This window comes from Paenibacillus terrigena DSM 21567 (genome assembly GCF_000374845.1).
Classification (GTDB): Bacteria; Bacillota; Bacilli; order Paenibacillales; family Paenibacillaceae; genus Paenibacillus_K; species Paenibacillus_K terrigena.
In genome coordinates this window covers 233,502-255,764 of sequence record NZ_KB895412.1, presented here as the reverse complement: position 1 = coordinate 255,764, position 22,263 = coordinate 233,502, and the positions used below count along the sequence as shown (strand labels likewise).

Annotated in this window: 24 protein-coding genes; 9 read left to right on the top strand and 15 right to left on the bottom strand. The window is 48.2% G+C overall.

Annotation, left to right across the window (positions count from 1 at the left end):
• Window positions 1-55: 55 nt before the first annotated feature.
• Entirely contained in the window at window positions 56-487 is a 432-nt protein-coding gene (locus C558_RS0101210) for a MarR family transcriptional regulator (protein WP_018754383.1), read from the top strand.
• A 75-nt stretch (window positions 488-562) separates the two neighbouring features.
• Here the strand turns inward: C558_RS0101210 and C558_RS0101205 are convergent, their stop codons facing one another.
• From C558_RS0101205 to C558_RS0101185, 5 genes are all read right to left on the bottom strand, one after another.
• Window positions 563-904 carry a zinc ribbon domain-containing protein YjdM gene (locus C558_RS0101205; RefSeq protein ID WP_018754382.1) on the bottom strand — a complete coding sequence of 114 codons (342 nt, stop codon included), beginning with the start codon at window positions 902-904 and terminating at the stop codon, window positions 563-565.
• 66 nt (window positions 905-970) lie between these two features.
• Window positions 971-1,462: an EVE domain-containing protein gene (locus C558_RS0101200; protein WP_018754381.1), complete on the bottom strand. Its 492-nt coding sequence runs from the start codon at window positions 1,460-1,462 to the stop codon at window positions 971-973.
• Window positions 1,459-1,992: a DinB family protein gene (locus C558_RS0101195; protein ID WP_018754380.1), complete on the bottom strand. Its 534-nt coding sequence runs from the start codon at window positions 1,990-1,992 to the stop codon at window positions 1,459-1,461. The genes C558_RS0101200 and C558_RS0101195 overlap by 4 nt, the downstream gene beginning before the upstream one ends.
• A 66-nt stretch (window positions 1,993-2,058) precedes the next feature.
• Window positions 2,059-3,009: a helix-turn-helix transcriptional regulator gene (locus C558_RS0101190; protein ID WP_018754379.1), complete on the bottom strand. Its 951-nt coding sequence runs from the start codon at window positions 3,007-3,009 to the stop codon at window positions 2,059-2,061.
• 45 nt (window positions 3,010-3,054) lie between these two features.
• Complete coding sequence (locus tag C558_RS0101185) at window positions 3,055-3,765, bottom strand: helix-turn-helix domain-containing protein (RefSeq protein ID WP_018754378.1); 711 nt, start codon at window positions 3,763-3,765, stop codon at window positions 3,055-3,057.
• Between the two features lie 174 nt (window positions 3,766-3,939).
• Between C558_RS0101185 and C558_RS0101180 the strand changes: the two genes are divergently transcribed.
• Window positions 3,940-4,941 (top strand): quinone oxidoreductase family protein, encoded by a 1,002-nt coding sequence (locus C558_RS0101180; RefSeq protein WP_018754377.1) that lies wholly within the window; start codon window positions 3,940-3,942, stop codon window positions 4,939-4,941.
• On the opposite strand, the gene C558_RS0101175 is transcribed toward C558_RS0101180, so the two are convergent.
• The 4 genes from C558_RS0101175 to C558_RS0101160 all read right to left on the bottom strand — a co-directional run bounded on the left by C558_RS0101175 (window position 4,913) and on the right by C558_RS0101160 (window position 8,596).
• Window positions 4,913-5,551, bottom strand: coding sequence for a DUF2306 domain-containing protein (locus C558_RS0101175; RefSeq protein ID WP_018754376.1), 639 nt, complete (start codon window positions 5,549-5,551; stop codon window positions 4,913-4,915). The genes C558_RS0101180 and C558_RS0101175 overlap by 29 nt on opposite strands.
• A 170-nt stretch (window positions 5,552-5,721) precedes the next feature.
• Window positions 5,722-6,522: an ABC transporter ATP-binding protein gene (locus tag C558_RS0101170; RefSeq protein WP_018754375.1), complete on the bottom strand. Its 801-nt coding sequence runs from the start codon at window positions 6,520-6,522 to the stop codon at window positions 5,722-5,724.
• Window positions 6,523-6,548: 26 nt separating this feature from the next.
• Window positions 6,549-7,589, bottom strand: coding sequence for a FecCD family ABC transporter permease (locus C558_RS0101165; protein ID WP_018754374.1), 1,041 nt, complete (start codon window positions 7,587-7,589; stop codon window positions 6,549-6,551).
• On the bottom strand, window positions 7,586-8,596 hold the full coding sequence (locus C558_RS0101160) for a FecCD family ABC transporter permease (protein WP_018754373.1): 1,011 nt from the start codon (window positions 8,594-8,596) through the stop codon (window positions 7,586-7,588). Before C558_RS0101160 ends, C558_RS0101165 begins: the two co-directional genes overlap by 4 nt.
• A gap of 185 nt (window positions 8,597-8,781) precedes the next feature.
• On the opposite strand from C558_RS0101160, the gene C558_RS0101155 reads away from it, so the two are divergent.
• Window positions 8,782-9,768 carry an ABC transporter substrate-binding protein gene (locus tag C558_RS0101155; protein WP_018754372.1) on the top strand — a complete coding sequence of 329 codons (987 nt, stop codon included), beginning with the start codon at window positions 8,782-8,784 and terminating at the stop codon, window positions 9,766-9,768.
• Between the two features lie 232 nt (window positions 9,769-10,000).
• Here the strand turns inward: C558_RS0101155 and C558_RS0101150 are convergent, their stop codons facing one another.
• Window positions 10,001-10,780, bottom strand: a complete 780-nt coding sequence (locus C558_RS0101150; RefSeq protein WP_018754371.1) for a GNAT family N-acetyltransferase — start codon at window positions 10,778-10,780, stop codon at window positions 10,001-10,003.
• A gap of 146 nt (window positions 10,781-10,926) precedes the next feature.
• Here C558_RS0101150 and C558_RS0101145 point away from each other — a divergent pair, with 146 nt between their 5' ends.
• A complete protein-coding gene (locus C558_RS0101145; protein ID WP_018754370.1) occupies window positions 10,927-11,277 on the top strand; it encodes a VOC family protein in 351 nt (116 codons plus the stop codon).
• A gap of 8 nt (window positions 11,278-11,285) precedes the next feature.
• Here C558_RS0101145 and C558_RS0101140 read toward each other — a convergent pair whose 3' ends face one another.
• Window positions 11,286-11,825 (bottom strand): NAD(P)H-dependent oxidoreductase, encoded by a 540-nt coding sequence (locus tag C558_RS0101140; RefSeq protein WP_018754369.1) that lies wholly within the window; start codon window positions 11,823-11,825, stop codon window positions 11,286-11,288.
• A gap of 254 nt (window positions 11,826-12,079) precedes the next feature.
• Here C558_RS0101140 and C558_RS0101135 point away from each other — a divergent pair, with 254 nt between their 5' ends.
• The 4 genes from C558_RS0101135 to C558_RS0101120 all read left to right on the top strand — a co-directional run bounded on the left by C558_RS0101135 (window position 12,080) and on the right by C558_RS0101120 (window position 16,055).
• Complete coding sequence (locus C558_RS0101135) at window positions 12,080-12,460, top strand: winged helix-turn-helix transcriptional regulator (RefSeq protein ID WP_018754368.1); 381 nt, start codon at window positions 12,080-12,082, stop codon at window positions 12,458-12,460.
• Between the two features lie 88 nt (window positions 12,461-12,548).
• Window positions 12,549-13,595 carry a stalk domain-containing protein gene (locus C558_RS0101130; RefSeq protein ID WP_018754367.1) on the top strand — a complete coding sequence of 349 codons (1,047 nt, stop codon included), beginning with the start codon at window positions 12,549-12,551 and terminating at the stop codon, window positions 13,593-13,595.
• Window positions 13,596-13,797: 202 nt separating this feature from the next.
• Window positions 13,798-15,099 carry a glycosyltransferase family 2 protein gene (locus tag C558_RS30120; protein WP_018754366.1) on the top strand — a complete coding sequence of 434 codons (1,302 nt, stop codon included), beginning with the start codon at window positions 13,798-13,800 and terminating at the stop codon, window positions 15,097-15,099.
• A gap of 137 nt (window positions 15,100-15,236) precedes the next feature.
• Window positions 15,237-16,055 (top strand): GNAT family N-acetyltransferase, encoded by an 819-nt coding sequence (locus C558_RS0101120; protein ID WP_018754365.1) that lies wholly within the window; start codon window positions 15,237-15,239, stop codon window positions 16,053-16,055.
• A gap of 41 nt (window positions 16,056-16,096) precedes the next feature.
• On the opposite strand, the gene C558_RS0101115 is transcribed toward C558_RS0101120, so the two are convergent.
• Window positions 16,097-16,783, bottom strand: a complete 687-nt coding sequence (locus C558_RS0101115; RefSeq protein WP_018754364.1) for a YdeI/OmpD-associated family protein — start codon at window positions 16,781-16,783, stop codon at window positions 16,097-16,099.
• A gap of 142 nt (window positions 16,784-16,925) precedes the next feature.
• Here C558_RS0101115 and C558_RS0101110 point away from each other — a divergent pair, with 142 nt between their 5' ends.
• Window positions 16,926-17,615, top strand: coding sequence for a Dph6-related ATP pyrophosphatase (locus C558_RS0101110; RefSeq protein WP_018754363.1), 690 nt, complete (start codon window positions 16,926-16,928; stop codon window positions 17,613-17,615).
• A 23-nt stretch (window positions 17,616-17,638) separates the two neighbouring features.
• Here the strand turns inward: C558_RS0101110 and C558_RS0101105 are convergent, their stop codons facing one another.
• The 3 genes from C558_RS0101105 to C558_RS0101095 form a co-directional block, all read right to left on the bottom strand.
• Entirely contained in the window at window positions 17,639-18,106 is a 468-nt protein-coding gene (locus tag C558_RS0101105; RefSeq protein WP_018754362.1) for an acetyltransferase, read from the bottom strand.
• Window positions 18,107-18,198: 92 nt separating this feature from the next.
• Entirely contained in the window at window positions 18,199-20,313 is a 2,115-nt protein-coding gene (locus tag C558_RS32275) for an S-layer homology domain-containing protein (RefSeq protein WP_018754361.1), read from the bottom strand.
• Between the two features lie 327 nt (window positions 20,314-20,640).
• A complete protein-coding gene (locus C558_RS0101095; RefSeq protein WP_018754360.1) occupies window positions 20,641-22,224 on the bottom strand; it encodes a sigma-70 family RNA polymerase sigma factor in 1,584 nt (527 codons plus the stop codon).
• Between the last annotated feature and the right edge of the window lie 39 nt (window positions 22,225-22,263).

The window sequence follows — 22,263 nt, the reverse complement described above, 5'->3', positions numbered from 1 at the left end:
AAATGATAATTGTTAATAGATAATGAATTTGTTATCGTGGAAGGAGAGGTGAGCTATGGTGGATAAAGAAGCATTTTTTCAACAGATCGTGGCCTTCACGACGGCCGTTCATGAAGTAACTCATACATTTACGAAGGATATTAAACCTGATGACATCACACCGCTTCAGTACGGCATTCTAGAATACTTAGCCGTTAGCCAACCCGTCACCCTAAGCCAGATCAGCGATTGTAAGCATATCTCCATGCCGAATACGAGCCGTGAAATCCGTAAATTATGCGAGAAAAATCTATGCGAGAAGTTCGATGCGGCGGATGATCGACGAAAACAAATGATTCGCCTCTCCGAGGAAGGACAGGCAATGATGAATGTCGCTTTCGCGCGTATTGGAGGGCGTTTTCTAGAGCGCATGAAAGGCGCATCCGAAGAGGAATGGAAGGATATTCAACAAGCCATGCAGGTGCTTCATACCAAAGTATTTTATTGATCTGTCGCTATCGCTGCATTTCAAATGAACAACAAAGGGCACTCCTGCGAGAGGAATGCCCTTTTCGTGCAGATATTATATTTTTTTCACGAACTCCGACTTTAATTTCATCGCACCGAACCCATCAATTTTGCAATCAATATCATGATCGCCGTCGACGAGACGGATATTTTTGACTCTTGTACCGATTTTGATGACGGAAGAGCTGCCTTTGACCTTCAAATCCTTGATGACACTAACGGTGTCACCGTCACTTAGGATATTCCCATTGGCATCTTTGTAGACTTTCGTATCTTCGCTATTCGCAGCTTCCGCTTCTAGCGTCCACTCGTGTGCACATTCCGGGCAGACAAATAGACTGCCATCTTCGTACGTATACTCGGATTGGCATTTGGGGCAGTTGGGCAAATTAGACATCGAATGATTACCTCTATTCTTCGTTGTTAGGGGTACCTTATAGGGTTGAATGATAACATAGACTCCTCATATAGACAAACCCGCATCTTCCAGCATTGCTCTGGCAATGATCAGGAAATCTTCCCCTCCGATCTCGAAATGACCGTAACGGAAGGAATATCCCCAATTGCGATTCCCGCGCGTGAAGCTAAGCTGGTCCAATAAATCGGCGATCTTCACTTCCCGACTCGGACGATAGTGAATATTCCGGCGAAATGGCACAAAGGATTCAGACATTTGAAATTCGTAGACGCTGTCATCTGCAACCTGCCCAATGGCCGTGAATGCTTGGAGCGCCTTCCCTTGAGCCATTTCCGTTCGTGGAGAATAGTAGATCAACCAGTCATTCTTACGCATTCTTCGCAAAGGCGCTGACTTGCCATGACAGAGCTGTGCGAACCCACCCGCCACGCCGCGCTTCACATGTGTTGCAGATACGACACCAATCCAGTATCGGCATGGCTCGCTTAGGGCATCATCGGCTGCCATCGTTCCCATCCCTTCGTTCCCTATATTCATGCGTATAGAAATTCCTTCAACCGATCCATCTGCAGCAGATGATGACGGTAGTGCATTTCGATGAGCAAATACCATTCTGTCGCGTTCATCGCACCAAATCGCGGATGAGCGACTTTATTGGACTGAGACGTATGAACGAGTGTCGGCTCTACTTCTCGCATCCGCTGGATCACCGTATTCAGCCCTTGCACGAGCTGCTCCTTGCTGGCCGGTTGCACAGGGGTATATTGCGGGGATGGCGGGACTTGGATACGCACTGGCGGGAAGCTTCCCTGTTCAAATAGCGCTACGCCAGCTTCGGATTTCTCAGCAGCTAGATCAGCCCCGGTCTCATTCACTGTCATGCACAGCTCTACATTCCGTAAATGCATATAGATTGCCGAGTTGATAAGATGCTGCATCATTTGCCCCAGTGACCATTCACTTTCACCAGGCTGACGAGTCAATTGCTCCATACTGAATTGATCTAATGCATGAATATAGTGATTTGCCGTTTCCTCAAATTTCAGTAAAGATTCGCGTGTATTCATTCTTACGAACAGCTCCTTTATTGTCATTTGATTCCACGATATCACAGCACTACTGACACCATTATGTCAGTAGTGTTCGAGCATATGATGAATTTCTTCACGAACCCGTGTACAGAGTGATTCCGGCTCAAGCACAACGACGCCCGCGCCCCACCCAAGCACCCATTGGAGCATCTCCTCAGGCTGGCGGACACGGAAGGTCATATGCAGATCCCCACCTTCCTGCTCCTCGATGGCTTCGCTGTAATAGTTCGGGGACTCCTTCACTTTATCCGCGATCGCCGCATGCACCTGAACCCGCACGACGATATTACGGTCATCTGGAGGTGCATAATCCTGTAGGTTAAAATCCGAAGGGAGTTGGAAGGGTTCATTCAGCACCGTCAGTTCGTTCATTCGCGATAACCGAAAATGACGAATATCCTGCCGCAGCTCACAGCTCGCCACAAGAACCCACGAGCCTCTAGTGAACACCAGTCCATAAGGTGCCGCCACCCGCACGCTGTGGCGATTCCCGTCCTCTCCCGGCAATCGTTTGGCGTAGCCGAATTTCACTTTGCGACCGAGTAGGATGGCTTGGCGAATCATCTCTACATAAGCTTTCTCCGGACCGCGATATCTCTCGTCATCCGTCGTCAGCAGCCGCATCGTCTTACGTGCCCGAGCTGCTTCCATCCGAACGGGTTCCGGCAGAATCGCTTCGATTTTCCCGCGTGAAGAGCGTGCCTTCTGACCATAATCCTGATCGAATCGCTGCTCGATGAAATCCGTCCCAATCAGCAAAGTGACCGCTTCCTCGGCTGTTAAACTAACCGGCGGCAAGAAGTATCCTTCCATCAAGGAGTAACCCACCCCCGGCTCTCCTACCACGGGTACACCCGCCTCGCTTAACGCTTGAATATCACGATAAATAGTCCGCACACTCGTCTCGAAAATTGCCGCTAGATCCTCCGCGCGTAACACCGCAGTGCGCTGCAATTCCAATACGATGGCCAATAATCGGTCTGTCTTGTTCAAGCTGCTGCACACTCCTCTTCCCTCTGTTCGGGTGCGACTACTACTTTATTCATCAAACGACGTAAAAAAGACATCCTTCAAAATGGCCTTCGCCTTCTTCAATTCGGGACCGTTCAGTGATTTCAACATCTTCATGATTTCGTCCCGATCTTCGGCATCCTGCAAGATCGGCTGCGCTGGCGGCTGGACGGGTGTAGGATCAGGCAGAGACCATTCCCCTTGTGAATCGTCATGGACCCACGAGGCTTCGAGCGTATCTTGCAGACATTGCGTGATGAACTTTAGCTCGTCTTCGCTATACCGCTGGAGGAATCGATGCACGCCCCGGTCGATCTGACGATGCAGCGCTTGATGCAGATCGAAGATCTCCTTGCCGAGTGGTGTTGTGCAGAATAGCACCTCTTTTTTGTTTCCGGGAAGATATTCGGTGCGAATGATCTCCTTCTCCACCAATCGCCGTGTGATCTTCGAGACACTGCCTTTCGGAATGCCGAACTGCTTGGAGATCGTGATGCCATTCACCGGCTCCAGTCGTCCGATGGCATCAATCACATGCAGCATAATCACCGTCGACTCCTGCAAGAAGCTTAGAACCTCCGGGTTACTGCTATTCGCAACCAACCACTGCTTTTCTTCATCATCCTCCGCTTGGAATTTGGCCTGCAGCTTGGCCGTCGTCTCCATTAATTCCTGAACTAATTGTGCTTTATGGGTTGCTTCGATTGTGCTCCAATTCGAGTCTGATGGTTGCGTCATACGATAATCTCCTTAACAAAATAGACTTACGCACAGTATATCAAGAACGCTCTTCATTTTAAAGTTTCTCCGAAACAATATTGACAAAACAGCATACGCATATTAATATATTTTCCAAGAAACAATAATTTATATCCATGAAACAAAATAAATATATCAAAGGAGTGTATTTCAATGAACATGCAAGCGATTCGTATCCATGCCTACGGTGGTCCTGAAGTGATGCAATTCGAGGAATTGCCGATACCCACGCCTGCACCAGGCGAAGCCCTCATCCGCGTGCAAGCAGCAAGCGTGAATTTCCTCGATATGCAGCATCGGCGAGGCGACCTCGTGCAGCAAGCTTTTTACAAAAAAGAAGGCGGTCTGAAATACGAACTCCCTGCAACCATCGGCAGTCAATGTGTAGGGATTGTAGAAGCACTCGGATCGGGAGACACTCATGTGAAGATTGGGGATCGTGTTATTTGCGGGGGTGGAGGCGGAACATACGCGACACATGTCGTAGCGCCCGCCAATTACCTTATTCCTGTCCCGGGGGAGCTAACACTTGAGCAAGCGGCAGCCGGGCTGGTGCAAGGCTTCATGGCTTATGCCCTGACGCATGAGGCTTATCCGATTAAGCCAGGCGATTGGTGCCTTGTGCATGCTGCCGCAGGCGGCGTAGGACTCTTCCTCGTGCAGATGGCCAAAATTCGCGGAGGGCGCGTTATTGCGGTCGTGTCGACCGAAGCGAAAGCGCACGCCGCCAAAGAAGCAGGGGCTGATGAGGTTATTATCTCGACGCAGGCGGATTTTGCGAAGGAAGCACGGCGCATCACGAATGGCCGAGGCGTCAATGTCGTCTATGATGGCGTAGGCAAGGATACGTTCGAAGGCAGCCTCGACAGCCTTGCCCCGCGCGGATATTTGGAGCTTTTCGGACAAGCTAGCGGATTCGTTCCGCCCTTCGATCTCATGACCCTGCAGGAGAAGGGTTCGATCTACATTAATCGCTTCTCCCTCTTATACTTTAGAGATTCATGGCAGACCTATGCAGAGCATTTCGTCCAATGGGTTCAGGAGGGCCGACTATCTGTCAAAATCGATCGTACTTATTCCCTCGCCGATGCTGCAAGAGCCCATGAAGCCTTCGAACAACGGAAGATCAGCGGCCGAATCCTGTTGGTCCCTTAACCGAGCGAGATCGAATCACCATCTCGATAATGACTAAGTTCGGTACCCAGCACAGCCAGGCCGTAAATCTGTAGGCGAGCTCAAAATCCCCAAAGGCGAGACTCAGGGGTCCTAGATACACCCGCAGCGTAACCGCAGCGAACGTCAAGGCATAGCTGCGGAGCATCCAGTTCCGATGTGCGGGAACGTCTTGCCGCATAATCTTGGCAACGGCTATATAGGTTGTGAACATCCATGCAAGATCTAAAGCGATGAACCCGGTCTGCGCGATCCATCCCGCAGTAGCATATAACGATAGATAAATATTGACGATACCGCTAATAAAAATCGAAATAACGTAGACCATCCCGAGACGGCGGTGCCAATCGCGAGACTTCGCATGCCGCTGCTTGCGAAAGATTTGGAATGGGCCGATGAGCAGCGCAAGCGCCCCCGTCACAATGTGAGCATACAAAAAATAGACCCAAGGCGTAACATGAAAATCTGGACTTTGAAGCTTAAATTGCACCAATCCAGCGAGCTTGGCATCAAAAAATCCGTATTGAATCACCGTATAAAGAACAATCAAAATGGCACACAGGAACACAAGAAACGTCTTTGTTTTTCGCAAGACGGTGATCACCTCATCGTAAGATTAATAACATGAACGCCAAATTCCACAATTAGTATATTATTCCGCTGATGATTCTACAATCACTTTATCGTCTCTTTACCATACAAAAAGACGACCGCCCAGCAGCCCGTAAGCCGTGGAGGGTCGTCGATTCTTCTATATTCGAACTATTCTTCAAAAGGCTTGCGCCCTCTCCCGTGCGGGATGACCATCGGTGTGCCGAACAACGGATCCTGCGAGATCACGCATTCCATGCCGAATACCGAGGACATGAGCTCGGCATTTACGATCTCCTCCGGCTTGCCTGCCGCCCAGATCCGGTTGTCTTTGATTGCAACCATATGGTGCGCATATCGACAGGCGAGATTAATATCATGCAGCACCATAATGATGGTCCGATTCTCACGCTCATTCAATTCGTATAACAAGTCCAAGACATCAATCTGATGCGTCAAATCCAGATAAGTCGTAGGCTCATCCAGCAAGATGGTATCCGTCCCCTGCGCTAAGGTTAGCGCAATCCATGCTCTTTGCCGCTGCCCTCCCGACAAGGAATCGACCGTCCGCTCTGCGAATGGCGTCATACCTGTCGCTTCAAGCGCCTGCTTCACCATGTCCTCATCTTCTTGCGACCATTGCCGAAGCCAGGATTGATATGGGTAGCGTCCCTGCTTAATCAGCTGCAGCACCGTAAGCCCCTCCGGGGCAATGGGCCCTTGCGGCAGGATGGCTAGACGCCTTGCCACTTCCTTCGTCGACAGCTTGGCAATTTCACTGCCATCTAACAGAACTGTCCCGTCCTTCGGCTTAATTAAGCGTGCGAGGGAGCGCAGCAGCGTGGACTTCCCACAGCCATTGCTGCCGACGAAGACCGTAATCTCGCCTTTTGGAATGGCAAAATTCAATTTATTAAATATGAGCGCATCACCATACGCAAGACTCAAATCCTTCGTTTCCATGGCGATCATAGGTCGAACCCCCTCGATGTACACATTTATGATTTACGATGACGATAGAGCAAGTAGACAAAGAACGGCGCCCCGATAATCGCGGTGAATACACCTGCCGGAATATCGAGCGGTGTGAACATCGTTCTGCCGATAAAGTCGGCAAGGAGCAGCAGCAATGCGCCGATCAAGGCCGAGACGGGGAGTACCCCGCCGAAGGCTGGCCCGACGAGCCGGCGCGCAATATGCGGTGCCATAAGACCGATGAAAGAAATCGCCCCGCCAATCGCAACTGCAGCGCCTGCAAGGCCAACGGCGAGAATCAACAGCACCAGTCGATGCTTCCGAACCGAGCTGCCCACACCTGCTGCGACATCATCGCCGAGCTCCTGTACGTTCACATGACGCGCATACAGCATCGCAGCCGGCATCAAGATCAGAACCCAAGGCAGCAGCGGCAGCACATCATTCTGCCATGAGGTACCGTAGATACTACCTGTCATGAACGTCAGCGACTTCTGTGCCAGCACGAACGGCGCCGAGATCAAGAGCATGTACGTAATCGAGGTAAAAGCCGCATTCATCCCGATTCCGATCAGCACGAGCTTCAAGGGGGATACCCCTTTTTTCCAAGCCATCAAATAGATAGCGAATGTAGAGACGAACGCACCGATGACTGCGCCAATCGGCAGCATATGAATGCTTGTCGTCTCCGCGAAGAAATAGAAATAGATGACCGCGCCGAGCGTTGCTCCGCCCGAAATCCCGATAATATCGGGTGATGCGAGCGGATTGCGAATCATCCCTTGCAGAATTGCCCCAGATACCGCGAGCGCAGCACCGACGAGCATCGCCACGACGATTCGCGGCAGGCGCAGACTGAAGATAATGACCTGATGCGAGCTATCCTTCGCATGCCCGAAGAGGGCCGAGATCGTATCCATAACACCAATCCCCACACTGCCCATCCCAACGCTTAAGACAATGACGGCCAGCATCACGAAGAACAACAGCATACTTACCATTAAGACTTTGCGGCTCATGAGAAAAGAATAGAACGGACCTCGAACCGTGATGAACTTCTTCATTTCGCATCCACTCCTCTGCGCGCAATGTACACGAAGAAAGGAACACCGACGATCGCGGTCATGACACCGACTGGCACTTCCTTCGGCATCACAATAAATCTAGAGCCAATGTCCGCCACTAATAGAAGGAGTGCACCCAGCAAAATACTATAAGGAATCACCCATTTATAATCGGTTCCCACAAAATAACGAGAAATATGCGGAATAATAATCCCGACGAAAGCAATCGGTCCCGCAACCGCAACCGATCCCCCTGCCAGTAGCAAAATAATGATCACCGCCATCACCTTAATGACTGCCGTACGTTGGCCAAGACCAATCGCGACATCTTCCCCCATGCTGAGCACATTCATCTGGCCCGCCATGAACAACGCCAATATTAAGCCGATCGCCATATAAGGGAATACGGTAGTCAGCATATTCAGCTCGCGATCCGCGACCGAACCGACTAACCAGAACAACGTCTGCTCGAATGCCTTGCCGCTCGTTAATTGAATCCCTTGCGTTAAAGAGGCGAAGAAGGCCGTCATCGCTGAACCTGCGAGCGTAATCTTAATCGGTGTCATGCCATCCCTGCCGAGGGAACCGAGAATATAGACGATGACGACTGCAACCGCAGCGCCCAAGAATGCTACCCAAGTCAGCACATTCAGCGAGATGTCTGAGAAGATCGCGTATGTCGCAATAATAAAAAAGGCTGCACCGGAATTAACCCCGAGTATGCTTGGCGAAGCCAATGGGTTCCGTGTCAGACCTTGCATATAAGCACCTGCAACCGCGAGCGCTGCACCGACCGAAGCCGCAATGAGCGCCCTGGGCACCCGGGTATTCTGAATAATTAAATGCTCATTCGAGCCGTCAAATGCCGTATAAGATTCAATAACCGTGTGTAATGATATTTGCGTTACGCCGAACAACACACTGCAGATCATCGCCACGGCAACGAGTCCTACTAAGATGAACAGTCCTGCAATTTTATATGGGTTGGTCAAAATTCCTCTATTCATTATGATCGACTCCGTCTGCCTATGCTTATTCGAGGCTCTAGCGCTTTAATCCAAGTTAAATTGTAGGAGACCAAGCCAGCGCTGTCAATTGTTTTGAGAATCATTTTCAATTAATTATTGACACTCCCCTTACCTTCCCCTATGATAATCATTATCAATCAAAGATATTAGGGGGATATATCATCATGCGTGCCAAACGCCATACTTCTCAGTTAACCAAAATGTTTGCCCTATTATGCGCAGTGATGCTCGTGCTTACCGCTTGCGGTGGCCAATCTGGCTCCGAGTCGAAGGCTGCGGAAGACAAGGCTCCAGCGGCGGACACAACATCATATACAGTTAAGCATGCCATGGGCGAGACGACGATTAAGGGAACACCGAAACGTATCGTGGTACTTACGAACGAAGGAACCGAAGCCGTACTAGCGCTCGGCATCAAGCCAGTGGGTGCGGTGAAATCTTTTACAGGCGACCCTTGGTATGATCACATCAAAGCCGACATGGAAGGCGTCACGGTGCTAGGGGAAGAGTCCCAACCGAACATCGAAATGATCGCAAGCCTCAAGCCAGACCTGATTCTAGGGAACAAAATGCGCCAAGAGAAAGTCTACCAACAGCTAAGCGCGATTGCGCCAACCGTATTCTCCGAGACGCTTCGCGGTGAATGGAAATCGAACTTCTCCTTGTATGCGGAAGCCCTAGGCAAGAAAACCGAAGGCGAGCAGGTTCTAGCAGATTTCGATAAGAAAATTGATGATTTCAAAGCCAAAGCTGGCGATAAGCTGAACGAGAAAGTATCCGTTGTCCGCTTTATGGGTGGCAAAACGCGTATTTACCTCTCCGACACGTTCACAGGTATCATTTTCAAACAAATCGGAATTGCGCGTCCGGAAACGAACTACAAAGACACCTTCGTGGAAGAAATTACGAAAGAACGCATTCCTGAAGTCGATGCCGATATGATGCTCTACTTCACGTATGAGACAGGTGACGACAAAGGGAATAAACAAGCGGAAGAATTCATGAATGATCCATTGTGGCAGAACCTGAATGTCGTGAAGAACAAGAAAGCGTTCAAAGTCGATGACGCGATCTTTAACACAGCTGGCGGCGTTCGTGCAGCGAACCTCATGGTTGATGAGCTCTACAACATTTACGGATTGCAGAAATAAGATCACAGCCATATACAGCGCACCCCTTAGACGGTCTAGGGGGTGTTTTTTTGTGGGGATTAGCGCTATATTTGTCGCGTTTCTACGATGAGAGGGGCCCGATCATGAGCAGCACGTTATCGATTCAGAAACAAAGAGAAATTCATGCAACAACACATACGTTATGGGATGTTAAACATAGCAACACAACTAGAGCCGATCATCATGATCGGCTCCAGCTATTTCACCTGCATCAAATAGCAAATTCAGCAATGTATTGCTTACAGATCACTTCATAACCAAGCGAGCGGTAGAGTTGAACAGCGGCCGTATTATCTTCCAGCACATTCAAATACACATGCGGCGTGATGGCTCTTCCCTGCCTTGTCAGCTCGGTACAGATCCGTCTGCCCAGCCCCTGTCTTCGCCTCGAGGCATCTGTTCCGATGTTCCCGAGCTCGACATAATCCTCGGTGTAGACATGATACCCGCCCACAGCAACCAGTTCCTGCTCATCCATCACGCCAAAGAATGGGTACTTCAACTCTTCGCGGGAGAAAGCCATCGTATTCAGCGCAGCCAACCTCGACTCGATCCGCTCATAATCGCCTGCTCCAAGACGCATGACCTGTTGATCCTCCGACGGCATCGCTTCTCTATCGGTATGCTTCATAAGCAGTAGCGGCTTCGGAGGCCTAACGAATGTGAGCTGAGGAGCGAGCAGCCCCATCTCCTCTTCCGTGAGGATAAAGTTGCCGACGGCATTCTCCGGCAGTTGAAGCTCCTGCTGCATGAAGGGCAACATCGATTGAATTCGAAAGGACTCCTGCACAGGGTATACGGAAAAGGCGTTGAACGATAATCCCGTAAAGTATGCCAAAACGCCAAGCAGCTCGCCTCCATCTGTGAACTGCCCATAATGAACGGTGTGCTGTCTGCGATTCGTTAGATAAGAATAATAGAGAAAATGCTGTTCCCTCTCAAAAGTGTGCAATAGCGTATCCAGCTCATCATGCGACAACTTGCGAATCATGTCTCCAGTCTCCATTTCCCTACGCATTGATATATGTGATCTATTATTCTATATCCGGCCAGGATTTCGCAACACTAGAACGCTGTCGTATGGATACTTTCTTCTGGTATACTATGGAAAATTATGATTCACTGGAGGAGATTCCTATGAAGGTCAGCCGAATTGTTGCGAATATTGCCACGCCAGACATTGCGCTCGCCAAATCCTTCTACCACGATATACTCGGGCTTGAATTGCTCATGGATCACGGTTGGATTGCAACCTATGGTTCACAAGAAGAGATGGGGATTCAGATCAGCTTCGCTGCACAAGGCGGATCCAATACACCTACACCGGATCTATCGATCGAAGTGGATGATGTCGATGAAGCGTATGCGCGCATGAAGGAATCCGGATTTCTAATTGAATATGGTCCCGCAGATGAGCCTTGGGGCGTACGCCGTTTCTACGTTCGCGATCCCTTCGGCAAGCTCATCAACATTCTTGCGCACAAGTAAATAAGCACTTAATGGACGAGCGCAAGCATCCCCGCTTGGATATGCTCCACATATTTCCTCGCTTCTTGTGCGATATAGGCATCCGTGCCTGCATTTGCATTATAGGTGACAAACGCAGGCAGGAATGTGCCGTTACACTTCGTCAGTGTGCGCTGGATTGGTCGTAATAGTTCGCTAATCGTGAACCAGTTCTCACCTCCTGAACGATACGCGCTCTCCGTTCCTCCTGCCGTCGTAGCCACCATGAACTCCTTGCCTTTCAGATGTTCTCCCCCTGGACCAAAAGCCCAACCAAATGTCAGTACGTCGTCGAACCATTTTTTCAGAAGAGGCGGACAGCTGTACCAATAGAATGGGAACTGAAATACAATTCGGTCATATTGCAGGAGCAGCCGCTGCTCTCGCTCCACATCGATCTCCCAATTGGGGTACTCCTGATAAAGATCGCGTACATCAATGTCTGCATGTTGCTCCAATTCATGCTTAAAAGCCAGATTGGCACGGGATGTATTTAAATGGGGATGTGCTATAATAACCATCGTTTTCATTGTTTATCAACCTTTCACGTTGTTTTTCGAATCGCGATTACACCCCCATTATTGAGTAGAAATTTGCTTTTGTTAAGTACGATCTTTTTCCATACTAAGTCCTGTTGAACGTACTCTAGACGCTGCTTGGTGTTCAGTCCGATAGTACGGAAAATCATACTATGTACGCTAAATCATCGTACTGTCGTGAATCCAGATACTCTGATATAGTAACGCTAAAGAAATGATTCGAACGGATAGGGAGGATTTGGAGCATGAAAGAGGAATTACGAGACCCGCGCACGACACAGGGAATTATGGCGACATTACAAGTGATCGGAGGAAAATGGAAGCCGCTCATCCTGTTTATTCTGCTGCATGAGGGCACCAAACGATTCGGGGAATTAAGACGCCTGCTCCCGAACATCACACAAGGCATGCTGACCAATCAGCTACGTGAGATGGAACGTGACGGACTCATCGTGCGTCAGGTGTATCAAGAAATCCCACCCAAGGTGGAATATTACTTGTCCGATCATGGGAAGTCGTTAAGCTCCGTGCTCGCGGATATGTGCGGGTGGGGATTTCAGCATATGGCATTTATGGAGAAAGAGGCCGCGAAAGCTGACGATCTAGGGGATGCGGGTACGCTGTAAGCAGGGTATTACAACATTTACCACATAACCAATTCGGCTAATTGTCGTCCAATGATAGAGTACAAATCTATCAACAAGGTGATGACAAATGAAGAAGAACAATTATACACTCCTCATGCTGCTAGCCGCTTCACTTCTCTATTCAGCCCCAACGCATGCAGCAGCAGCTCCGCAAGAACAAACGACAACTAAGGCCGTATCGATCTATATGGATGGTCGCCAGCTTCAACCAGAGACACCCCCAGTCGTCGTAAACGGATCGGCTCTCGTACCAATGCGCGGACTATTCGAAGTTCAAGGTGCCAAGCTTTCTTGGGATAACGCCAGCAAGACGGTTACGGCAACGAAAGGGAACACAACGCTTACTTACCGGATAGGAGATCAGACGGCCAATCTGAATGGACAGACCCTGCATATATCCGTCCCTGGTCAAATTACGAACGGGTATACCTTGGTACCGTTACGCTTCATCAGTGAGGCGCTCGGAAGCACCGTCAAGTGGGATCCAAGCACCAAGTCCGTTTGGATCACATCCGCTGTCGAATATGAGACCTCAATTCTGCAAAGCGTCAATCTGCGAACGTCACCGAACTCACAGAATGATTCCAACGCCTTAGGATTACTGCCCGCTGGTGAGAAGATCCATGTCACCCGTGAGGTGGATGCCCTCTGGCTGGAAGTCCAGACGAAGAATAACGGGAACGGGTACATATCGGCCAAGCCCCAATATACGGATTACACCAGCCCTGCCTTAATCCAGAAGCAAGGCAGCGAGCTGATCGCAACCGGCATGAAATATCTAGGTGCACCATACGTGTTCGGGGCTTCGTCCGACCAGACAAAGACGTTCGACTGCTCCTCGTTCGTGAAGCGTGTCTTCGGAGATACGTTATCGATCGACCTCCCTCGCGTGTCCTATGATCAAGCGAAGGTCGGCAAGGAAGTCAAGCTCGATGACCTGCGCGTAGGCGACCTGCTGTTCTTCACGGCACGTAAGCTGGACATCGGACATGTTGCCATCTATGCCGGGAACAATCAAATTCTTCATACGTATTCGAAGGAACAAGGCGTCCATATGGAAGCCTTTGAAGGGCAATGGAAGAAACGGTTCGTTACCGCAAGGCGCGTATTCTAACTTATATTTGCAGCATAACAAGAGGCAGGAATCCATCCTTGCCTCTTTGCTTTTTTGTTCAATCACACTTTCTCCTAATCATTATGCTAGAGCAATAGGCGAATCCCTTTTTATTGCAGGAATGGTTATTTGTCCATCGCAGGGCAGATCACTCACGTATACAATGAATAAATCCACGAATAGACGGAGGAGATCTGTCCCTATGAGATTTAGCGTAATCATTCCTACGTATAATAGGTCATATCAGTTAATGCTGACCTTGACTGCTTTTGAGAAACAGACTTATCCGCTGGACCAATTCGAAGTGATCGTTGTCAACGATGGTTCGGTCGACAACACATTGGAACGGCTTCATCAGTATCAAGCTCAAGCGCCGTATCGACTTCTCTTCACCTCGCTGAGCCACACGTCAGGTAGATCCATGGCACGGAATGTTGGTGTCGCAGCCGCCAAAGAGGATTACATCATTTTCTGCGACCCCGATTTTTTGGTTACCCCGGATTTCATTAGCGTTCATGCAAAGTATCATGAAGAGAAACCACTCATTGCTTCCGGTATACCTAACATGTGGAGAAATATCTACACACAAATACATGCTGACTTTTCTGAGCAGGAGAAGGTCACAGCGGCCCATATTCTAAGACCTAGCGGCTTATGGAGCGAACGTTACTTCATCACACGTGAGACCATTGATTTAGTCACGCAGGACCATATTCGGAACCAAACAATTCCGCTCGATAGTATCATTATGCCTTGGGATATCGATGATGTCGGCAAAGCCCAATACTGCTCAACGGACGTATCCCCCTGGCTCTTATCCGTAACCCGTAATATGTCCCTACCAAAAAAGGTCTTCTTGCAAGTAGGCGGATTCAACGATAAATTCCAAAAATATGGGCTCGAGGATTGGGAGCTCGGCTATCGGCTCCATCGCACGGGCTATAAATTCGTCAGTATCCAGGAAATGATCGGATATCACCAGCAGCATCCTCAATCCTACCGCAATTTCGATTGGCCAGATGAGAACCTGAAGCTCGTTTATGAGTCCCATGGATTTGAGGATCCCGAATTAAGCATATTGTCCATTTGTGAACCTTGGGATAGTATCATCTTATATAAGAACACGTTGCGTATCATAAAGTCTTGGCAGAAAAGCAAGCACTCGGTATACCGCAATGCATCCAGAAAACTGAGACACGCTTGCACACGAAGCGCCGAGCTCTACTATGAAGACCACCATTCCCCGGCTTACCAACATGGCTTAACCGTTCTAAAAGAAGCTTTTATCGCTATGAATGAACTATTCGTTCAGGATCAATCCGAACACAATCAACAGGAAATGGTACGAATTGCAAGCCACGCCTGCAGAAAACTAAGTATGTCTAAAGCCCCGAAAGTCTCCAAGGTTCGTAAGGTTCATAAAATCCATAAAGTTCATAAGTTCCGTGGAATTCGCAAGCTCCGCAAAATTCGCAAGACCCGTAAACTTCATAAAGTTTCGTAAGTTCAGCATAGTCTTCTAACCTTTCAATCCAGCTGTTCCTTGTCGAAGCCGCCTGAAATGCGCTTACTGCTGTCAAGCGGCTTCATCATCCCTTATAATGGCTTCATAACAACCTAATGGAAGGAGTTGTGACCTGGATGATCAGAGTCGACAGACTGGAAATAGATCAATTAGGAGCTATTGGAAGTAATGCGAATCCTAGCTTCTCAGGTATTGTAGCCGGAGAATGTAAGGGTGACGTATGGGTTGATGATCTTGAACAACCTACACTTGCATTGGTGTACTCCTCATCCGTAGGCGGGTTCTGTATTTTAGGAAAACCTGAGCAGCAGCAGACTTATGCACAGTTCAAAAGTTTCCTTGATAACGAATTATTCGCTCAATTGAGAGACCGCGGAGACCATTATTTTGAATTTTCTATTGCCGATCCTGAAGCCGAAAGAGCCATTCTTGCGTTATTCTCACATGTGAAAGTGGATCGTGAATACGAGCACACCTACCAAAAATCTACTGTAGCTGCAGAGGAACGAACGAATAACTATGGACCGTATACGATTCACAACATTGACGGAGCATTTTTGGAACGGATGAATGCCGGGCAGATCACGAACAGCATTATGATAAGTAAGCGGATCTTAGGGGCTTGGGGTTCTAATGAAGCTTTTCTAAGCAAAGGGCTAGCTTATGCCGCACTACACGGGGACGAAATTGTCGCAGTCGCCCTAGGTACGGCTTATTATAATAAGATGCTCCCCATTGATATTGAGACAGTAGCGGCACATCAACGACAAGGACTTGCTCATCAACTGACGGTACGTTTTGCAGATGCATGTATACGAAAGGGTTTGATTGCCCATTGGAACTGCATGGAATCGAATACCGGTTCATGGCGAACCGCCTTGAAGGCAGGGTTTACGTTAGTACATAAGCAATACGTGTATTGGTTCTCGATCTAGCGACGAGAAAGGGCACCCTTAGATGGATGCCCTCCATTCATTTAATTGGATTGATCTTTCCGATATAACTCCCGGCTTTTGTAACCTGCCTGAAGAATCATCTTCATCTCCTCGCGCCGAGCTGCCTTGGTCTCCTCCTGCTTTGCGCTGTATACATAACGTGCCCAGTCTTTACGGTACCCTGGCGTCAGAGCTTGATAGGTGGCAAGCAGCTCCGGCATATCCGCCAGATCCTTTTCGATCTCCGGAATCAAGGCAATATAATCATCTACCCGCTGGCTGGATTTCGTAGACGGCTGATCTGCCTTGCTCTTGCCCTTCGCGTCCTCTTTGAACCCGACAACCGTGAACACATCGTCCAAGCCCACCATACGAGCAAATTTAATGGAGCTTGTCCCAACATAACCATTCTCATCACTGTCAAGCCCGCCTAACAGCTCATCACGGTGAATGAAGGTCGGATAGACTTTATTGCCTTTCTTCGGATACGCCGCGAACAGATAACCGCCCGGCTTTAGATGCTGGTGTTCAATAACCCGATGCATCAAGGACCGTAACGATTCCATATCCAGCACAAAGGCAAAAATAAGATCATACGCAGCACCTTCGGTTAGCGTTGTATCATAGCCGTTCAACTCCGTCAGATAACCGCTTCCTTCGGGCTTGTACAATACAGCAACTTGCTCGTATTTATGTAAATTCAATTTCTCTACGATCGATTTGGTCATTATGATTCATCTCCTAAGACGTTTTCGTGTGCTTCTTCTTCGGTCCTTCAATATAACTTCATTATATCCAAGTGAGCATTCAAAATAAATCGAGTAAAATGATAGAATAGAAGTTCGAAATAACCGAGGGGGAGCGATATGCATGACAGAAGTCGTTGATTGGAAAACGGGTGCGCACGGGCGCAAGTTTATTGCTTCTTTTAGCGGAGGGAAGGATAGTGTCCTAGCGTTGTATCAGGCCATGCAGGTCGGAGAAGCCGTGGGGCTCATCGTCATGCTGGAGGAAAAAGGAGAGCGCTCGAGGTCCCATGGCATGCCGCCTGAAGTCATTCAGGCCCAAGCGGAATCGATCGGTCTACCTGTATTTACAGCCGCTTCGAGCTGGGCAGATTATGAAGCGAACTATATGGAGCTGTTAGCGACCGCTAAACGGCACGGGGCTGAAGCGTTAGTAACGGGCGATCTGGATATGCCTGAGCATGGCTGCTGGCATGATAAAGTAACTCAGAATGCAGGCATGAAGCTTGGCATGCCGCTGTGGGAAATGGATCACCGCGAAGCGGTCGAAACGTTCATCGGACTCGGATTCGTCACGTTGATTGTGACGGTCAATTGTTCATTAGGCATGACAGAAGATGATTTGGGGCGTGTTCTAACGCTCGATTATGTACAAGAGCTTGTGGATCGCGGGATTGATCCCTGCGGGGAAGGTGGAGAATTCCATACGACCGTTATCGATGGGCCTCTATTCAAGACTCACGTTCCTGTTCGCAAATGTACGATCCTGAGGGACGGGGATTACGCTTTTCTGCCATTGGAGCTAGATCGATAAGCAGCCAAAAGGCTCGTAACCGCCTAACGATGGGCAGTTCGAGCCTTTTTCATCCGTAGAATCGGAAATGGATTGCCTTGATCATCGAGCTCCGAACGTTCATAGACTTCGAATCCGACGTGTTCATAGAATCCTACAGCTTGTGGATTCTGTTCATTTACATCCACGTAATTCACATTCATGTCATCCAATGCATATGTGATGAGCTTCTTCCCTATGCCCTTCCCTCGTAGCTCGGGGTCAACGAACAACATCTCGATCTTATCCCCGTGAATCCCCATGAAGGCCTGAATCTCCTGCTGCTGGTCTTCGATACAGATAACATGTTCCACCTGGGGTACGCCGCTCTGTACAAGTGGGATGAGCGATACGATATCTTCCTCCGCCAGAAAATGGTGCGTTGCACGGACTGAGGCTTCCCATACTCGAAGGATTTGGAACAACTCGTTGTCCGTGAGGTTGTCTTTATGGATAAGCGTATATGAATTCATGATTTCACCTCGCTTTTGTTGATTGAATTACTTGGATCCTCTGTCATGAGAAGACCGGAGCAGCATCAACTGATCCGGTCATTTGCAAATGTTTATTGTTGTGGTAGAGATGGAGTATACGTGACCGTGCATATCACTTCCGTTGTTTTTCCAAGCTTGTTGCTAGCAACGATTTTGAACGTATTAACACCAGGAGTCAGTTTTACGTCCATGCTGGTGCTATAGTAGACCATTTTATCATTCACATACACCTTAGGAGAGTCATCGTTGTCGTCACTTACTGTCCAAGAGAGCGTAATCGTCTCTGAAGAAGTTGTTTCCGGTGTATATCCTAAGACTAGATTCGGGCCCTGGGGCTCAAATACGATTGTACGTGTCTCTTCCGTTGTTTTACCAAGATTGTTAACCGCTCTGATCTTAATTGTATTGGTTCCTGGCGTCAAGGATATGGTTGTACTCCTACCATAACTCTGCTCGTCGTTAACATATACTTTAGGAGAGCTGTCATTAGTGTCCGACACCGTCCAACTAATCTGCAATGATTTTTTACCCGTCGTCTGTGGAATGTCACCAACAATTAATGTCGGGCCATTACTTGCAAAGGCAACGTTCTTCGAAACTTCTGCAATCTTTCCTAACTTGTTAACCGCTTTAACTGTTATCTTATTTAGTCCTGGCTTTAATGAGACAGTCATACTGCTGCCATATGCTTGTTCTTCATTCACATACACTTTTGGAGAACTGTCATTTTGATCCTTAACACTCCAGTTTACGCGTATAGAATTATTGTTCGTTGACTCTGGTAATGGGTCTACAGTCAGAACAGGAGCTCCTCCAGTCAATACGACCGTTTTCGTTACTTCCGTTGATTTGCCCATCTTGTTCACAGCTTTAAATAATAACGTATTTGTTCCTTCTTTAAGCGTAATTGTTGTACTCGTACCGTACTGCTGTTCTCCATTCAGATACACCTTTGGGGAACTATCGTTTTTATCTTGTACGGTCCAGCTTATTTTCAATGTCTCCTTATCCGATGATGCCGGAACATCAAACACATTCAACACCGGACCATCGCCTTGGAAAACAACGTGTTTGACAACTTTAGCTGATTTCCCAGCGCTATTCTGAACGACAACAGTAATTTCATTATCGCCCTCCTTAAGACTAACCGTCGCAGAAGAACCGTATTGCTTCTCATCGTTTAAGTAGACGACTGGAGATGAATCGTTCTCATCTTTAACCGTCCAAGACACTGTAATGGATTGTTTATCCGTTTTCTCCGGTACCCCTTTGACATCTAAAGTAGGTGCACCCTTTTCAAACTTAATTGTCTTTGTTACAGACTGTGTCTTACCGCCAGGTAGTCGTGCTGACACGGTATATTTGTAGCTACCTTCTTCTTTCAATCGGAATCCAACACGAAATTGACCTTGATCAACCTCAGCCTTTTGATTATTAATGAGCACTTCGGCCCCATTGGTCACATCACCTGTGATATAAAATGTCGGCGACGATGTCGTCTCAGGAACCTCAACATTCAGCGTAAGTGTTTGCTGACTATCTCCTGCTGCACCCTTAATTACTCGGTACAGTAGCGCTGCAGACTCTGCCCGTGTAACCGCCTGGGCAGGTTTAAATGTTCCTGTGTTATATCCATTTATCAACTTTTTCTCTACAGCTAGAGCCACATATGTACGCATGTTAGGGGAAATATCATCTTCATCGAAAAAACGACTTAAAATTTCTTTATCCTTCAAGTCGTCTGTCTTATAGCCCAACGTCTTCACAAGTGCTACTGCAACATCCTCCCGAGTCGCTTTTCCTGTCGGGTCAAAAAAAGCCTTGCCCGAAGGCGGATAATAACCAGTGATGAAATCTTTGGATGCCTCTATCGCTGTATAGGACCATCTCGATTTTGTAACATCAACAAAAGTTCCTGGCGTACTCCCATCAGGCAAATCCAAATAAAAAGCCCGCGTAATAAGCGCAGCAAATTCCTCTCGTGTCACAGTATTATTAGGCTTAAAGGTATTATCAGAATAGCCTTTCACAAGTCCCAGCTGAGCCATACTGCTGATTTCATCCTGCGCCCAGAAAGTACCACTAACATCTGTGAACTTATTTCCTTCTTCCGCAAATGAAGAGCTTGGAAAAGACAAAGTAACCGCTAGCAATAAACCCAACAACATTCCTGCCCATTTCTTCATACTTCACACCACTCCTGACCCCAATGAATTAGCACATAGGTAGATAGATTTATGCACGATTAGACTATTATAGCAATCGATTACTAGAATTATTGTCGAATTATGTCATAAGATGCATAAAATCTATGTGTTGGGGCAGGTACAAAGATCCAGAGAACGAGCATATTCTCGAACAAATCAAAAAAGACCGCCCTCTATGAGGACGATCCTATTCTCGCTGCCCTATTACTTCTTCGCTGCGGTCAACAATCCCGCCATTTCCTAGGCTTGCAAAAGCGCTGATAACGGATCACTCGTGAAATATTAATGTTGATTTCATAGACATGGTTATTCTTCACCGCATCGAGGGGATTCGCGTACGATCCTCTGTTCCTCGATATTCCAGCGCCATGCTGGATCATGGCCTTGGACATGTACTCCGCCATACCATTCATCGATTCCATTCCGTGTGACCCAATCCTCTTGTCCCTCCATGACGCGATTACCGAATGGTGTCATCAAGACTTCACAATTCTGCAGGGACATGTATGTACCGTTATTGGCAAGGATTTCTTCGGCACCATGAAGCTCAATCAGCGGATGCGAACCTTGCGCCATACGCCTAAGGATATGTCCATATTGCAAATCACCCATCCCGAGGACATGAAGCTGATCGCCCACATGCTTGAAAAGATCATAAGAAGGACTCATTCCTGCATGAAGCATCGTAAGTGTAGTCTGCTCTACAATCCCCAGTCCGTTAAAGGTCGAAGGAAATTGGGCAAGATGGTGCTTGAACGCATCATGAGCGAACGGAAGTGCAGACGTATCGTTATTCAACAATTGTTGAAGCTTTTCTGGATCCTGTGATGTATATGCCTGCCAAAATGCGCTGCCAAGCTCTAACTCCTCCGTGCGGATCGTTCTCCATGTTCCCGAGATTGTGCTTAACTGCTCCGTCGACAACTGTCCAAGCCCCCGGAAGAGCTCAATGCCCGGATAGCTGCCAATGCATAACAAATTCAACGTTGTCTCTGGCATCGACTGTCTTGCGAACCAATCCAGCAAATAGGCCAGCATCACCTGGTCGAATAAATCATGCTCGAACCATAACACGATTTCCTTATATTTGTGGCATTCCGCGAGCATCTTCTCTTGCACTTCACTACTCTGAATAAATTCAGCATGGGGTACCCCGATCGTCTGTTCCAAATAGGTCGCTCGGAACGTACGATGTTCCGACTCAGCTGGATTCCTGAACACAGGACCGTGTGGATACACTTCTCTCCAAACGAGGATATCCCCCTTCACAACACCTTGACGAAGCTTCTCCGCGACGTAATCCCCGTTTACAATGTGAAGCATCCCTTCTCCTCCTTCATACAGATGGTTGAATACCGAGATCAGATCGGCTACGGGTAGCGCCTGTTTTAGTTTGCGCCGAGCATCGAACAGCCGCTTCTTCAATACCGGAACCGATACGTTCAGGAACCCAGAGATCTCCGGGATCGAATAGCCTTGTAAATAAAACAATTGTACCGCAATCCGCATATTCGAAGTTAATGACGATATCGAATGATGAACCATTTGCTGCAGTTCTCTTCGCTCCATTAACTCGGATACATTAAGCGGCGAAACAGCCGATTGCTCCGCATCTGCATAGGGGACTACAAGATGCTTCTTCCTTCGCAGCATCCGATAGCATTGCCGTTCCACGATCGATTTGAACCAGCCCGGAAATGCTGCTGGTGTCCTCAGCTTGTCGATATGTAGGTAAGCTTCCGTGAATGCCTCCTGCACCGCGTCTTCTGCGAGCTGGAAATCATGAAGCTTCTCATAGGCTACCGCATTCGCCATCACAGTATAGTGCTTGACGATTTGTTCGAAGGCCTGTTGTTCCCCCCGTTTCACTTCTTCGATGTATTCAAGCATGCGCACCGCTCCTTTCTTCAGTCTCTATATCATAGTGCC

Bases quoted from the DNA above. Each gene is read 5' to 3' on its own strand.
- C558_RS0101210 (WP_018754383.1), top strand. From the start codon at position 56: ATGGTGGATAAAGAAGCATTTTTTCAACAGATCGTGGCCTTCACGACG.
- C558_RS0101205 (WP_018754382.1), bottom strand. From the start codon at position 904: ATGTCTAATTTGCCCAACTGCCCCAAATGCCAATCCGAGTATACGTAC.
- C558_RS0101200 (WP_018754381.1), bottom strand. From the start codon at position 1,462: ATGAATATAGGGAACGAAGGGATGGGAACGATGGCAGCCGATGATGCC.
- C558_RS0101195 (WP_018754380.1), bottom strand. From the start codon at position 1,992: ATGAATACACGCGAATCTTTACTGAAATTTGAGGAAACGGCAAATCAC.
- C558_RS0101185 (WP_018754378.1), bottom strand. From the start codon at position 3,765: ATGACGCAACCATCAGACTCGAATTGGAGCACAATCGAAGCAACCCAT.
- C558_RS0101180 (WP_018754377.1), top strand. From the start codon at position 3,940: ATGAACATGCAAGCGATTCGTATCCATGCCTACGGTGGTCCTGAAGTG.
- C558_RS0101170 (WP_018754375.1), bottom strand. From the start codon at position 6,522: ATGATCGCCATGGAAACGAAGGATTTGAGTCTTGCGTATGGTGATGCG.
- C558_RS0101165 (WP_018754374.1), bottom strand. From the start codon at position 7,589: ATGAAGAAGTTCATCACGGTTCGAGGTCCGTTCTATTCTTTTCTCATG.
- C558_RS0101160 (WP_018754373.1), bottom strand. From the start codon at position 8,596: ATGAATAGAGGAATTTTGACCAACCCATATAAAATTGCAGGACTGTTC.
- C558_RS0101155 (WP_018754372.1), top strand. From the start codon at position 8,782: ATGCGTGCCAAACGCCATACTTCTCAGTTAACCAAAATGTTTGCCCTA.
- C558_RS0101150 (WP_018754371.1), bottom strand. From the start codon at position 10,780: ATGATTCGCAAGTTGTCGCATGATGAGCTGGATACGCTATTGCACACT.
- C558_RS0101145 (WP_018754370.1), top strand. From the start codon at position 10,927: ATGAAGGTCAGCCGAATTGTTGCGAATATTGCCACGCCAGACATTGCG.
- C558_RS0101140 (WP_018754369.1), bottom strand. From the start codon at position 11,825: ATGAAAACGATGGTTATTATAGCACATCCCCATTTAAATACATCCCGT.
- C558_RS0101135 (WP_018754368.1), top strand. From the start codon at position 12,080: ATGAAAGAGGAATTACGAGACCCGCGCACGACACAGGGAATTATGGCG.
- C558_RS0101130 (WP_018754367.1), top strand. From the start codon at position 12,549: ATGAAGAAGAACAATTATACACTCCTCATGCTGCTAGCCGCTTCACTT.
- C558_RS30120 (WP_018754366.1), top strand. From the start codon at position 13,798: ATGAGATTTAGCGTAATCATTCCTACGTATAATAGGTCATATCAGTTA.
- C558_RS0101120 (WP_018754365.1), top strand. From the start codon at position 15,237: ATGATCAGAGTCGACAGACTGGAAATAGATCAATTAGGAGCTATTGGA.
- C558_RS0101115 (WP_018754364.1), bottom strand. From the start codon at position 16,783: ATGACCAAATCGATCGTAGAGAAATTGAATTTACATAAATACGAGCAA.
- C558_RS0101110 (WP_018754363.1), top strand. From the start codon at position 16,926: ATGACAGAAGTCGTTGATTGGAAAACGGGTGCGCACGGGCGCAAGTTT.
- C558_RS0101105 (WP_018754362.1), bottom strand. From the start codon at position 18,106: ATGAATTCATATACGCTTATCCATAAAGACAACCTCACGGACAACGAG.
- C558_RS32275 (WP_018754361.1), bottom strand. From the start codon at position 20,313: ATGAAGAAATGGGCAGGAATGTTGTTGGGTTTATTGCTAGCGGTTACT.
- C558_RS0101095 (WP_018754360.1), bottom strand. From the start codon at position 22,224: ATGCTTGAATACATCGAAGAAGTGAAACGGGGGGAACAACAGGCCTTC.